Source organism: Microtetraspora niveoalba (assembly GCF_001570405.1).
Taxonomy (GTDB): Bacteria; Actinomycetota; Actinomycetes; order Streptosporangiales; family Streptosporangiaceae; genus Microtetraspora; species Microtetraspora niveoalba.
This window is the reverse complement of record NZ_BBYM01000009.1, coordinates 81,829-94,765: the sequence shown is the minus strand read 5'-3', so window position 1 is coordinate 94,765 and position 12,937 is coordinate 81,829. Positions and strand designations below refer to the sequence as shown.

General features: G+C 73.8%; 13 protein-coding genes. 8 read left to right on the top strand and 5 right to left on the bottom strand.

Annotated elements, in window-relative coordinates; genetic code table 11:
• Positions 1 to 20: 20 nt before the first annotated feature.
• A complete protein-coding gene (locus tag AWQ70_RS09490) occupies positions 21 to 1,139 on the bottom strand; it encodes an ABC transporter substrate-binding protein (protein WP_067173022.1) in 1,119 nt (372 codons plus the stop codon).
• Between the two features lie 228 nt (positions 1,140 to 1,367).
• Between AWQ70_RS09490 and AWQ70_RS09485 the strand changes: the two genes are divergently transcribed.
• A complete protein-coding gene (locus tag AWQ70_RS09485) occupies positions 1,368 to 2,141 on the top strand; it encodes a GntR family transcriptional regulator (RefSeq protein WP_245646872.1) in 774 nt (257 codons plus the stop codon).
• Between the two features lie 24 nt (positions 2,142 to 2,165).
• On the opposite strand, the gene glpK is transcribed toward AWQ70_RS09485, so the two are convergent.
• Both glpK and AWQ70_RS09475 read right to left on the bottom strand, forming a co-directional pair.
• Positions 2,166 to 3,683 carry a glycerol kinase GlpK gene (gene glpK, locus AWQ70_RS09480; RefSeq protein WP_067173386.1) on the bottom strand — a complete coding sequence of 506 codons (1,518 nt, stop codon included), beginning with the start codon at positions 3,681 to 3,683 and terminating at the stop codon, positions 2,166 to 2,168.
• A 5-nt stretch (positions 3,684 to 3,688) separates the two neighbouring features.
• A complete protein-coding gene (locus AWQ70_RS09475; RefSeq protein ID WP_067173020.1) occupies positions 3,689 to 4,507 on the bottom strand; it encodes an MIP/aquaporin family protein in 819 nt (272 codons plus the stop codon).
• Positions 4,508 to 4,645: 138 nt separating this feature from the next.
• On the opposite strand from AWQ70_RS09475, the gene macS reads away from it, so the two are divergent.
• Entirely contained in the window at positions 4,646 to 5,941 is a 1,296-nt protein-coding gene (gene macS, locus AWQ70_RS09470; RefSeq protein ID WP_067173017.1) for a MacS family sensor histidine kinase, read from the top strand.
• Positions 5,853 to 6,482, top strand: a complete 630-nt coding sequence (locus AWQ70_RS09465) for a response regulator (RefSeq protein ID WP_067173014.1) — start codon at positions 5,853 to 5,855, stop codon at positions 6,480 to 6,482. Before macS ends, AWQ70_RS09465 begins: the two co-directional genes overlap by 89 nt.
• Positions 6,483 to 6,492: 10 nt before the next feature.
• On the opposite strand, the gene AWQ70_RS09460 is transcribed toward AWQ70_RS09465, so the two are convergent.
• The gene (locus tag AWQ70_RS09460; protein WP_067173012.1) at positions 6,493 to 6,786 is read right to left on the bottom strand and encodes a YiaA/YiaB family inner membrane protein; all 294 of its coding nucleotides are present in this window, start codon (positions 6,784 to 6,786) and stop codon (positions 6,493 to 6,495) included.
• 132 nt (positions 6,787 to 6,918) lie between these two features.
• On the opposite strand from AWQ70_RS09460, the gene AWQ70_RS09455 reads away from it, so the two are divergent.
• From AWQ70_RS09455 to AWQ70_RS09435, 5 genes are read left to right on the top strand one after another with little or no spacing between them, the layout of a single operon-like run.
• Positions 6,919 to 7,494, top strand: a complete 576-nt coding sequence (locus AWQ70_RS09455) for a biotin transporter BioY (RefSeq protein ID WP_218004473.1) — start codon at positions 6,919 to 6,921, stop codon at positions 7,492 to 7,494.
• Positions 7,491 to 8,795 (top strand): AMP-binding protein, encoded by a 1,305-nt coding sequence (locus tag AWQ70_RS09450; protein WP_067173006.1) that lies wholly within the window; start codon positions 7,491 to 7,493, stop codon positions 8,793 to 8,795. The genes AWQ70_RS09455 and AWQ70_RS09450 overlap by 4 nt, the downstream gene beginning before the upstream one ends.
• Positions 8,792 to 9,916: a thiolase family protein gene (locus tag AWQ70_RS09445; RefSeq protein ID WP_245646871.1), complete on the top strand. Its 1,125-nt coding sequence runs from the start codon at positions 8,792 to 8,794 to the stop codon at positions 9,914 to 9,916. Before AWQ70_RS09450 ends, AWQ70_RS09445 begins: the two co-directional genes overlap by 4 nt.
• Positions 9,913 to 10,587 (top strand): energy-coupling factor ABC transporter ATP-binding protein, encoded by a 675-nt coding sequence (locus tag AWQ70_RS09440; RefSeq protein ID WP_067173378.1) that lies wholly within the window; start codon positions 9,913 to 9,915, stop codon positions 10,585 to 10,587. The genes AWQ70_RS09445 and AWQ70_RS09440 overlap by 4 nt, the downstream gene beginning before the upstream one ends.
• The gene (locus tag AWQ70_RS09435; protein ID WP_067173003.1) at positions 10,584 to 11,189 is read left to right on the top strand and encodes an energy-coupling factor transporter transmembrane component T family protein; all 606 of its coding nucleotides are present in this window, start codon (positions 10,584 to 10,586) and stop codon (positions 11,187 to 11,189) included. Before AWQ70_RS09440 ends, AWQ70_RS09435 begins: the two co-directional genes overlap by 4 nt.
• A gap of 27 nt (positions 11,190 to 11,216) precedes the next feature.
• Here the strand turns inward: AWQ70_RS09435 and AWQ70_RS09430 are convergent, their stop codons facing one another.
• Complete coding sequence (locus AWQ70_RS09430; protein ID WP_084516719.1) at positions 11,217 to 12,566, bottom strand: FAD-dependent oxidoreductase; 1,350 nt, start codon at positions 12,564 to 12,566, stop codon at positions 11,217 to 11,219.
• Positions 12,567 to 12,937: the final 371 nt, after the last annotated feature.

Here is a 12,937-nt window from a genome sequence, read left to right as displayed (position 1 = left end):
CTCCTGTTACGCGGTCCGGATCAGCCCGCGGCCGTCGGGATCGGCGGCTGCACCGGCTGGCCGCCGGTCTTCACGGCCTCGACCTGCTGGCGGAACAGGTCGCGGGTCCACGGCCACGCGGCGTACTCGTCGGGCTTGAGCGCGGCGGCCCAGGCGTCGCGGTCCTTCTGCTCCACGAGGACGATCGGGAAGGTGAGCTGCTTCGGCACGTCCTTGCCGTCGAGCAGGTCGAGGGCCTCCCACAGGGCGGCGACGGACTGGCCCGGGTCGGACATGACCGCGACCGAGCCGTTGTCGATCTTGTTGTCCTTCCAGTAGTTCAGGGCGCGGCCGTTGGTCTCGAACGTCACGGCGGGCACCGGCTTGCCGGCGGTGGCGAACGCCTGGGCGACGCCGTAGCCGTCGCCGCAGCCGATGACGCCGTCCACCTTGGGCACGCTGGAGAGAACGCCGAGCACGGCCTTCTGCGCGGTGGCGCCGTCGCACATGCCGGTCACCGTCGCCGCGGTCTTCACGTCGGAGTACTCGGCGAGGATCTTCTTGGTGGTGTCGAACATCTCGGCCTCGGGCTGGGAGCCGACGACGCCGCGGCTGACGATCACGTTGCCCTTGCCGCCGATGCCCTCGAGCAGCGGCTTGGCGGCGTACGTGGCCCAGTCGACGAAGCTGTTCTGCAGCACGTGCGCGCAGGGGGCGTCGATCGCGGAGTCGAACACGACGACCTTGACGCCGGCGTCGCACGCCTGCTGGATGACCGGCTTGAGCGCGGTCGGCGAGGACGGGTCGATGAGCAGCGCGTCCGGCTTCTGCAGCAGCAGGCTCTTGATCTGCGCGACCTGCTCGGTGGCCGAGTTCTCACCCGGCGCGTTGACGACCTTGTACTTGCTGATCAGGCCGTCCTTCTGCGCCTGCGTGGCGGCCGCCTCGAACTTGGCGATCATCGTCTGCCGCCAGCCGTTGCCGATGAAGCCGTTGCTCAGCGCGATGAACGGCTTGTCGCCGCCACCGCCGCCGGAGCTCGCCTTGTCGCCCGCGGCGTTGTTGTCGCCGGAGCTACATCCCGCGGCCAGGACCGCGAGAGCGGCGATGGTCGCCGCGGAGGCCGCGCGCCAGGGCCGGCGTGTGGGACGGATACGCATCGTGTCTCCAGAGAGAGCAGGTCCGCCGTAGCGGGAGGGAGGTCGAAAGCCGCGGGAACGCATCACACGCAAGAGGCGGGATGTCATTACAGGCCTGTAGTGACAAGCAAACTAAGCCGACGTTACGTGCCTGTCAAGAGCAGGTTCTGTGACGGGACGAATCGGACGGGCGAGGATAATCTTCACGAGATGGCGCCCACCTGTTACGACAGGTCGCCCTGTCATGGCATGCTTCCAGAAGCCGCCGAGAAGGGACTCCTGACGATGACCTATCCGCGCCTCAACCGCGACGGGGCCGAGCCGCTGTGGATGCAGCTCATGCGGGCGTTGCGCGCGGAGATCGAGAGCGGCGAGCTGGGCCCGGACCAGCCGCTGCCCTCCGAGGCCGAGCTGAGCGACATGTTCAGCGTGTCCCGCACCGTCGTGCGCGAGGCCCTGCGCGAGCTCGTGCAGCAGCGCCTGATCTACAAGATCAAAGGACGCGGCGCCTTCGTCGCCCCCCGCAAGACCGAGCTGCGGTTCGTCGGGTCGATGTCCGGCTCCGCCGACGACCTGCGCGAGTCGGGACGCCGCGTGACCACCCAGACCATCCACCAGGAGCTGGGCGAGGCCGACGAGCGGGAGGCCGCCCTCCTCCGGATCCCGCTCGGCGAGCAGGTCGTCCGGCTGCGCCGGCTGCGCCGCGTGGACGGCCAGCCGTGGCTGCTCGTCGACACCGCCCTGCCCGCCCGCCTGGTCCCCGGCCTGGAGCGCGCCGTCCTGGAGAACCAGTCCCTGTACGACATGCTGCGGCGCCGGTACGGCATCGAGCCCGCGGCGGCGGACCGCTGGATCGAGGCCGTCTTCCCCGCCCCCGCGGACGCGGAGCTGCTGGAGGTGTCCACCTCCACGCCGCTGCTCGGCATCGAGTCGGTCGCCTGGCTGGACGACAACACCCGGTTCGAGGCGTACTACGCGCTCCACCGCAGCGACCAGACACGGTTCTACGTCGGCATCCGGTGACCCGGCCGGGGCCGCGGGCCGGCCTCAGTCCATCTCCACCCAGCCGAGCGTGCGCTCCACCGCCTTCTTCCACCCGGCGTAGCCCTTCTCGCGCTGCTCGTCGCTCCACGTCGGCGTCCACCGGCGCGCCTCGTTCCAGTGCGTCCTGAGGTCGTCGGTCGAGCGCCAGAAGCCGACCGCCAGCCCGGCCGCGTACGCGGCGCCGAGCGCGGTCGTCTCGGCGACGACCGGCTTGGACACGGGCACGCCGAGCACGTCGGCCTGGAGCTGCATGCACAGGTTGTTGGCCGTCACTCCCCCGTCCACGCGCAGCACGTCGAGGACGACCCCGGAGTCGGCCTGCATCGCCTCGACCACGTCCCTGCTCTGGTAGCAGATCGCCTCCAGCGCGGCCCGCGCGATGTGCGCGTTCGTGTTGTAGCGGGACAGGCCGACGATGACGCCGCGCGCGTCCGACCGCCAGTACGGCGCGAACAGCCCGGAGAACGCGGGCACGAAGTACACGCCGCCGTTGTCGTCCACCTGGCGGGCCAGCGCCTCGCTCTGCGCCGCCCCCGAGATGATGCCGAGCTGGTCCCGCAGCCACTGGACGGCCGACCCGGTCACCGCGATCGACCCCTCCAGCGCGTACACCGGCGGCTCGGCACCGAACCGGTAGCAGACCGTGGTGAGCAGCCCGTGCCGCGACCGCACCGGCTCGGTGCCGGTGTTGAGCAGCAGGAAGTTGCCCGTGCCGTAGGTGTTCTTGGCCTCGCCCGCCTCGAAGCACACCTGCCCCACCGTCGCCGCCTGCTGGTCGCCGAGATCACCCGCCAGCGGCACCTCCCCGCCGAGCGGCCCCGTCCGCCGGGTCAGGCCGTACCCCTCCGGGTGGGACGAGGGGAGGATCCGCGGCAACATCGGGCGCGGCACGCCGAAGAACGACAGCAGCTCGTCGTCCCAGTCCAGGGTCTCCAGGTCCATCAGCATGGTCCGGCTGGCGTTGGTGGGATCGGTGACGTGGACGCCGCCGCCGGCCCCGCCGGTCAGGTTCCACAGCAGCCACGTGTCGGTGGTGCCGAAGACCGCCTCGCCCGACTCGGCCGCCTCACGCACGCCGTCGACGTTCTCCAGGATCCACTGGATCTTCGCCCCCGAGAAGTACGTCGCCGGGGGCAGGCCGGCGCGCTCCCGGATGACCTCCCCCCTGCCGTCCCGGTTCAACGCGGCCGCGATCCGGTCGGTCCGGGTGTCCTGCCACACGATCGCGTTGTAGTACGGCCGGCCCGTGCGCCGGTTCCAGACCAGCGTCGTCTCCCGCTGGTTGGTGACCCCGAGCGCGACCAGGTCTGACGCCGACAGCCGGGCGTTGCGCAGCCCCGTCTCGATCACGGCGCGGGTGCGCTCCCAGATCTCGGTCGGGTTGTGCTCCACCCACCCGGCGTTCGGCATGATCTGCTGGTGTTCGAGCTGGTGCCGGGCCACCTCGTTCCCGCTGTGATCGAAGATCATGAACCGGGTGCTCGTGGTGCCCTGGTCGACCGCTCCGACGAAGTCCGGCACGATGATCAACTCCCCTCGTTCTCGCCGGGGACACGGCCGATCTCGGGCTCCGCGACCGGCAGGAACCTGGCGACCAGCGCCTGGTAGAGCCAGGCGCCCACCACGCCGCCGATCAGCGGGGCCACGATCGGCACCCAGAAGTAGAGCTGGCCGTACTGGTCCCGCCACGCCGTCGCGTACCCCGTGAGGAACGACGCCAGGCGCGGGCCGAAGTCGCGCGCCGGGTTGATCGCGTACCCGGCGTTGGCGCCCCACGCCATGCCGATCGCCACCACGATCAGCCCGATGACGAACGGGGACATGTTCACCCCCGGCGCGGTGTTCAGCTCGTCCACCACCGCGAAGATCAGGAACACCAGGATCGCCGTGCCGATCACCTGGTCGCGGAACGCGCCCCACAGCGGCACGGGCAGGGACCCGTTGCCCGGCAGGGTCGAGAACACGAACTGCGTCTTGAACGTGAGACCGGGATCGACCTTCGTCAGCACCTCGTCGTAGTTCCACCGCACCAGCAGGGCGGCGACGAACGCGCCCAGCGTCTGCGCGAGCACGTACGGCACGACCTTGCGCCAGGCGAACCCCTTGAACACCGCGAACGCCAGCGTGACGGCCGGGTTGAGGTGCGCGCCGCTGATCCGCGCCGCCGTGTACACGCCGAAGGTGACGCCGAGCCCCCACGACCAGGAGATGCTGTCGTGGTTCCCGAGGTCCGCGGCGACGACCTGCGCCACCACCCCCGCACCGAAAAGGATCAGGATCAGCGTGCCCGCGAACTCCGCGGCCAGCTCGGCGACCACCCTCGGGGTCTTCGCGTGTGCGGCCACGTGTTCCCCCCAGTCGAGGCGCCTCCTTGGCCCTTGTCGTCTTCTACTGATCTCCGCGTACGGGGTGGGGGACACGGCCGGACGCCCCAAGAATCCGTCGATATGGCATAAAAGTGAGAGACGAGAGACTCGGGAGCCATGGGCACGGACGGACCCTTCTGGCGGGCCATCGCGGTGTACCGCGTCGCCTCGCTCGCGTACGCCGCGCTGCTGCTCGCGGGCTCGGGAGACTACCGGCGCCCCGCCCTCGGGTGGCTCATCCTCGGTGTGATGGCGCTCTGGACGGCGGGGGCGACGGTCGCCTACCGCGTCGCGCGCGGCCGGGCGCTGCTGCTGATCGACCTGCTCGTCACCGTGGGCTGCCTGCTCGCCTCCCCGTACGCGCAGGGGCCCGAGGCGGAGCACGGCGGGGTCGTGCCGATCACGGCGACCTGGATCGGCGGCCCCGTGCTGGCCTGGGGGGTGCAAGGAGGACGCCGCGCCGGCGTCGCGGCCGGGGTCCTGCTGTCGGCCGCCGACCTGTGGGTGCGCGGCCTGCGGGGCTTCGACCTCCTCCTCCCCCTCAACGGGTCGGTGCTGCTGGTCCTGGCCGGGGCCGTCGTCGGCCACGTCGCCCGGCTCACCGAACGGGCCGAGCGGCGGCTCCAGCGGGCGGTGGAGATCGAGGCGGCGGGCCGGGAGCGGGAACGGCTCGCCCGCGGCATCCACGACTCCGTCCTCCAGGTGCTCGCCCTGGTGCAGCGCCGCGGCCTGGAGATCGGCGGCGAGGCCGCCGAGCTGGGACGGCTCGCCGGAGAGCAGGAGGCGGCGCTGCGCGAGCTGATCCGCGCCGAGCCGCCCGCCCCTCCGGGCACCGGGCTGGCCGACGTCGGCGCCCTGCTGCGCCGGCTCGGCTCCGCCTCGGTGACCGTGTCCACGCCCGCCACGCCGCTGCCGCTACCCGCCGGATCGGCCGAGGAGGTCGTGGCCGCGGTCGCCGCCGCCCTGGACAACGTGCGCCGGCACTGCGGCGAGGACGCCCCGGCCTGGGTGCTCGCGGAAGGGGACGGCGGCTCCGTCACCGTGACCGTGCGCGACGACGGCCCCGGCATCCCCGCCGGGCGCCTGGCCGAGGCGGAGGCCGCCGGCCGGCTCGGCGTCGCCCAGTCCATCCGCGGCCGGATCGCCGCGCTCGGCGGCACGGTGGACATCTGCTCCGTCCCCGGGCAGGGCACCGAGGTCGAGCTGACGGTGCCGACCACCGGGCCGACCAACGGGCCGACCACCGGGCCGCTGCTCGGGCCCGCGGCCTCCACGGGCCCCGCCCGGCCGTCCTACAGTTACGGTCGTGAACGGTCTGCGGGTGATGGTGGTGGACGACCACCCGATGTGGCGCGACGCCATCGCACGCGATCTCGGCGAGGCCGGCTGCGACGTGGTGGCGACCACGGGTGAGGGACGGCAGGCGCTCCGGGTCGCGGCGGCCGTGCGACCCGACGTGGTCGTCCTCGACCTGCGGCTGCCCGACCTGTCCGGGGTCGAGGTGGCCCGCGGGCTGGCCGCCTCCGCGCACCCGCCGCACGTGCTCGTGTTGTCGGCGAGCGGCGAGCAGGACGACGTCCTCGACGCGGTGAAGGCGGGCGCCTCCGGCTACCTGGTCAAGTCCGCGAGCCGCGAGGAGTTCCTCCAGGCCGTACGGCGCACCGCCGCGGGCGACGCCGTGTTCACCCCGGGCCTGGCCGGGCTCGTCCTCGGCGAGTACCGCCGGCTCGCCGCTCAGCCGGCGCCCGACGACGGCCCCCGGCTCACCGACCGCGAGACCGAGGTGCTGCGCCTGGTCGCCAAGGGGCTCTCGTACAAGCAGATCGCCGAACGGCTGGTGCTCTCCCACCGCACGGTGCAGAACCACGTGCAGAACACGCTCAGCAAGCTGCGGCTGCACAACCGGGTCGAGCTGGTCCGCTACGCGATCGAGCGCGGGCTGGACGAGGAATAGGACCCCGAGGTCACACGCCGTCCACCTTGTACGGGTCGTGCTCGGACAGGAGCTTCTCCAGGCGCGCCTGGTCCACCCGGTTGGACATGTTGTCGAGCTCCTGCCGGTCGCGCACGCACTTGGCGAGCGCGAACGCCGTCGTCACCGTGTACAACACCCCGACCGCGAGGAACGCCCGCACCCACGGGCTGACCGGCAGGTACGCGACGCCGACCGCGACGCTGGTGAGCGCGAGCCCGAACGAGATGACGCACTGGGCGTAGTAGGCGGCCGTCATCGTGGGCTGGATGGGCTTGGTCTTCATGCCTCCGATGGTCGGCCCCGCCCCGGCCTCCGCGCCTGAGTACGCCTACCCGACCGCACCTGAGTACGTCACCCGGTCGGGGGCCGTTCCCGGCCTCGATGTGGTGGAAGACGGCCGGATATGGTGTGCGACGTGTCAGGATCCCGTAACCCCCTGCCCGCCGCCGACCTGGCCCGGACGGTCGTCTTCGCCGCCTTCATCGCGGTGCTCGGGATTTTCCCCGGCGTCTACGTCGGCGGCTCCGGCGTGCCCATCGTGCTGCAGAACGCCGGCCCGCTGCTGGCCGGAGCGGTCCTGGGCGCCCGCCGCGGCGCCGCGTCGGTCGTACTGCTCCTCGCGTTGACCGCGATCGGCCTGCCTCTGCTGTCCGGCGGGCGCGCGGGGATCGCCCCCTTCGTCGGCCCGAGCGGCGGGTTCCTGCTGGGCTGGATCCTGTCCGCACTGGTCGTCGGCCTGATCGTGGAGCGCGCGAAGCGCCCCCGCCTGCCGGTGCTGCTCGCCGCCACCGCCGCCGGGCTGGCCGCCGACTACCTGATCGGCGTGCCGTTCCTCGGCCTCTACACCGGCGACCTCCCCGCCGCCGCGACACAGTCGCTGGTCTTCCTCCCGGGCGACGCCGCCAAGGTGGTGGCGGCGTCGCTGATCGCCGCCGTACTGCACCGCGCCCTGCCCGGACGGCTGGCCGGATCGGCGAAGCGAGCCCCATGACCCTCGCCACGCCCCCGGTCCTCGGCCCGGCCACGGTCCCGTACGCGCTGCTCGCCCGGGCGCACGGGGCCGCCCGGTGGATGGCCGCGCGCGGCGCCGGCGAGGGGTCGCGCGTCGCCGTCGACGCGACCGGACCGGACGCGCTGGCCTGGTTCCTCGGCGCGGACCTGCTCGGCGCGGCGGCCCTGCTGGTCGAGCCCGCCTGGACTCCGCGCGAGCGGGAGGCGGTGCTCGCCGACGCCCGCCCGCACCTCGCGGTCGCCGGCACGCCGGACCCGGCCGCCGACGGGGTCGCGCCCGCCGGGGACGACGGCACCTTCTTCTACCTGCCGACGACCTCCGGCAGCAGCGCCCGGCCCAAGGTGCTCATCCGCACCCGCGGGTCGTGGCTGCGCAGCTTCGCGGCGCTCGGCCCCCTACCCGGTCCCGTGCTGGTCCCCGGACCGCTGAGCTCGTCGCTCTTCCTGTTCGGCGCGCTGCACGCGCTGTGGTGCGGCCACGACCCGCGGCTTCTGCCGCGCTGGGACCCCGAGGCCGCGGCCGCCGCCGCCCGCGACGCGGCCACCGTCCACCTGGTCCCCACCATGCTGGCCGGGCTGCTCGCCGTACTGGAGGGGCGGCCCGGCGCGGGGACGGCCCTGCGCACCGTGGTCTGCGGAGGGGCGCACCTCGGCGCCGAGACGCGGGACCGGTTCGCCCGGCTGCTGCCGGACGCCGAGCTGGTCGAGTACTACGGCTCGGCCGAGCACTCGCTGATCGCCGTCCGGCGCGGCGGCGACGGCCTGCGCCCGGTCCCCGGCGTACGGCTCGACATCCGCGACGGCCTGCTGTGGGTGAACTCGCCCCTGGCGTACGGCGGCCGCCTCCGGGACGGCGTGCTCCATCCGCCGGACGGCGAGTGGTCCACCGTGGGCGACCGGGTCGAGACGGACCCGGACGGGTGCCTCGTGGTGCGCGGCCGGGACGGCGCGGTCGTGTCCAGCGGCGGCAGGCTCGTGTCCGCCGAGGAGGTCGAGGCGGTGCTGCGCGCCGTCCCCGGCGTGGCGGACGTGCTCGTCACCGGCACGCCGCACCCGGCACTCGGCGCGATCGTCACCGCCGTCGTCGAGGTCGGCGCGGGCGGGCGTCCCGCGCTGCGCGACCTGCGCGACGCCGCGAGGGCCGCGCTCGAACCGGGCAAACGTCCGCGCCGCTGGCTGGCGACGCGGGCGCTCCCCCGCACGCCGTCCGGAAAGCCGGCCCGCGCCGCGATCGCCCTGCAGCTGCGGGACGGCACCCTCCCTGCCGAGCCGCTGCGTTGAACGACGACCTGACCCCCGTGATCGTCGCCGCGCGGCGCACCCCGATCGGCAACGTGGGGGGCGCCCTGCGCCGCCTCGCCGCCGACGAGCTGGCCGCGCCGGTGCTGCGCGCCGTGCTCGACGACGCCGGGCTGGACGCGGTGGACGACGTCGTCCTCGGCAACGTCTTCGGTCCCGGTGGCAACCCCGCGAGGATGGCCGCCCTGCGCGCCGGACTGCCCGAGCGCGTGCCCGGCATGACCGTGGACCGGCAGTGCGCCAGCGGCCTCGCCGCGATCGTCCTCGCCGCGACCATGATCCGCGCCGGTGAGGGGACGGCGTACCTCGCCGGAGGCGTCGAGAGCGCCTCGACCGCGCCCATCCGCGCGTGGCGTCCCGAGAGCCCCGGCGAGCCGCCGCGCCCCTACACGCGGGCGCCGTTCGCCCCCGCCGAGATCGGCGACCCGGACATGGGCCCGGCCGCCGACCTGGTGGCGGCCGAGGCGGGCATCTCCCGCGAGCGGCAGGACGCCTTCGCCGCCCGCAGCCACGCCAGGGCCGTCGAGGCGGCGCGGGCCGGGCGGTTCGCCGCCGAGCTGGTCCCCGTCGGCGGCGTCGAGCGGGACGAGCGTCCCCGCGTCGGCTTCACCGTGGAACGCCTCGCCCGGTTCCGGCCCGCGTTCACCCCCGGCGGCACCGCGACCGCGGCCAACTCGTGCGGCATCAACGACGGCGCCGCCGCCGTGCTGGTGGTGAGCGAGACCGTACGCCGCCGGCTCGGCCTGCCCGGCCTGCGGCTGACCGCCTCGGCGACCTCGGCCGTCGACCCGAACCGGCTCGGCCTGGGCGCGGTCCCCGCGATGAAGGCCGTGCTCGGCCGCACACCCGACGTCGTGGAGTTCAACGAGGCGTTCGCCGGGCAGACGCTCGCCTGCCTGGACGCCGCCGGGATCGACGAGCGCACGGTCAGCCCCGACGGCGGGGCGATCGCGCTCGGCCACCCCTGGGGCGCGTCCGGCGCCGTGCTGGTCGTGCGCCTGTTCGCCACCCTGGTCCGGGTACGCGGCGCGGGCTCCGGGCTGGCCGCCCTGTCCGCCGGCGGAGGCGTCGGCGTGGCCGCGCTGTGGGAGGCGGTGCCGTGATCGAGTTCGAGGACGTCGGGCACAGCTACGGCGAACGGGTCGTGCTGACCGGCGTGGACCTGCGCCTGGCCGAGCGGCGGGTGGCGTTCGTCGGCGCGAACGGCTCCGGCAAGTCCACCCTGGCCCGCATGATCAACGGGCTGGTCGCGCCGACCTCGGGACGGGTCCTGGTCGACGGGCTCGACCCGAGCCGCCAGGGCCGCGAGGTGCGGCGGCGGGTCGGGTTCGTCTTCACCAACCCCGACAGCCAGATCGTGATGCCCACCGCGGGCGAGGACGTCGCGTTCTCGCTCCGGCGGGCCGGGCTCCCCCGGCGCGAGCGGGCCGAGCGGGCCGCCGCGCTGCTGGCCGAGTACGGCCTCGGCGGCTACGCCGACCACCCCGCCCACCAGCTCTCCGGCGGGCAGAAGCAGGTGCTCGCGCTGTGCGCCGTGCTCGCGCTCGACCCCGCCGTGCTCGTCTGCGACGAGCCGACCACCCTGCTCGACCTGCGCAACAAGCGGCGGTTCGTGGAACTGCTCGGCGGCCTGGAGCAGCAGGTCGTGCTGGTGACCCACGACCTCGACCTGCTCGGCGGCTTCGACCGCGTCGTCGTCATCGACGGAGGCCGGGTCGTCGCCGACGACGAGCCGGAGCCCGCGCTGCGCCACTACCGCGCGCTCGTGACATGACGCCGGGCGGATGGTACGAGCCCGGGTCGAGCCCGTTGCACCGGGCCCCGGCCGGCGGGAAGTTCGCCGCCCTGCTCGTGCTGGCGGCGGCGGTGTTCGCGTTGCGCTCCCCCGCCTGGCTCGGCGCGATCTGCGCCGCCGTCGTCCTCGCGTACGGCGTGGCGCGGGTCCCGCTCCGGCGCTGCGCGGGGGTGGCCCGCTCGCTGGCGGTGCTGGCGGCGTTCGTGTTCGTCCTGCAGTGGTGGCTGCTCGGTGCCGGCCAGGCGCTCGTGGTGTGCCTGCGCGTCGTGGCGGCGCTGGCCGCGGCCAACCTGTTCACGATCACCACCAGGATCGACGACGTGGTGTCGGCCGTCGAGGGCGGGCTGGCGCCGCTGCGCCGGTTCGGCGTACGGCCGGACCGGATCGGCCTGCTCGTCGGGCTCACCCTGCGGGCCGTCGCCGCCCTGTCCGCGATCGCCGCCGAGGTGCGGGAGGCCGCCAGGGCGCGCGGCGCGCAGCGGTCCGTCACCGCGTTCGCCGTGCCGTTCCTGGTGCGGACCCTGCGGCACGCGGACGAGCTGGGCGAGGCCCTGGCCGCCCGAGGGGAAGGCGACGGCTGAAAGCCACCCGTCGGAAGGCCGGTGCCGTCAGCCGCGCAGGGTGCGCCAGACCACGGCGGGGCGGACGAGGGCCGAGGGCCGGTCGACCAGGCCGCTCACCCGGCCGAACGCCTCCGCGACCCGCCAGTCCCGCGCGGCCGCCCGCCGCATCCTCCCGAGGTACGCGTTGAGGAGCCGGCTCGCCACCGTCTTCTGCTCCTCGGCCTCGCGCAGGGCCAGGTCCGCGCCGGTCGACAGTCGCCAGGCGGGGTCGAGCGCCCTCGCGACGGCCGCGAAGTACCGCGCGGCCAGGCTCCCGGTCCCCTCGCGCAGGCATTCGCGCATCGCCACCGCGTCCAGCGCCCCCACCGACATGCCCTGCCCGTAGATCGGGTTGAAGTGGCAGATCGCGTCCCCGGTGACGAGGAGCCCCTCCGGGAAGCGGTCCAGCCGCTCGTACCTGCGCCGGACGCTCGTCGGGATCCGCGCCGCGCCGATCTCGCCGAGCGGCTCGGCGTGCCGCACCGCCGCCGCCACGTCGGACGGGAGCACCTCGTCCACCCAGGCGAGGAAGCCGTCGCGGTCGGCCGGCGGGCGCACGCCCGCGCTGCCGCCCAGCGTCACCAGCCACCGGTCGCCCTCCACCATGCAGAGCGCCGCGCCCTTGAGCGTGCCGGGGGACGCGCCGACGAGGACCATGCGCTCCCCGTCCAGGGCCCCCTCGGGAAACCTCAGGTACCAGGTGGCGTACGCGACCTCGACCTTGATCGTGTCCTCCTGTGGGCGGTCGAACCCCATCGCCTCCAGCCAGGCGGGGGTGCGCCCGCCCCGGCCCATGGCGTCGACCACCAGGTCGGCGGGCAGGTCGCGCTCCCCGCCCGGTCCCGCGACGCTCGCCCCGACGACCCGGTCCTCCTCCATGAGGACGCCGGTGACCTGCGCGCCGTCCTCGATCGCCACGCGGTCCAGCGCCCGTACCCGTCGCAGGACGTGCTCCTCCAGGAAGGGCCGCGTCGCCGACACCCCGACCTCACCTGCCGGGGCGCGCGCGAACTCGAACCCTCCCATGATCATCCGTACGTGCGCCGGTTCGTACGGCACGGCGCCGTCCGCGATCATCTCCTCGGTCAGGCCGGGGAACAGCTCGTCCATGATCTGGAGCCCCCTGGGCAGCAGCGCATGGGCGTGGAAGCCTTGCGGCACCCCTTTACGCGGCGCCCTTTCCCCCGGCCCTTCTTCACCCGGCCCGTCTTCGCGCGCCTCTCCTTCACCCGGCCCCAGCGCGTCGCGCTCGACCAGCGTCACCCGGTCGTAGAAATCGGTCAGCACCCGGGCGGCGAGCAGCCCGCTCATTCCCGCCCCCAGGACGATGGCGTGGTCACCGGCCCGTCGCATCATGAGACGGATTTTGCCGAAGGAACCACAAAAGATCGAGATTTAAGCCCCGAACGGTCCTATACAAAACGGATCCATACAAGGCAGCCACTCGCCCCACAAGACTCACAATCATTACAAAAGGGACGATCTTTCACTTGCGGGATAGTGTCCGGCGCACCGGAACGACACATGACCGTCATAACGGGCCGCCAAAACTCAGCTTTTCGGATGAAGTCACGTTTCACGAAGAATCAGGCCGAACGTAACGCTCGCCGCGCGCGACCGCGGCGGCATCCCGGGGCCGATCGCGCAGGAGGCGTCGTCGCCGCACCACTCCCCGGCGATCCCGGCGGCGGCCTGGAGCATCCGAACTCCGGGGGAAACACCCGCCT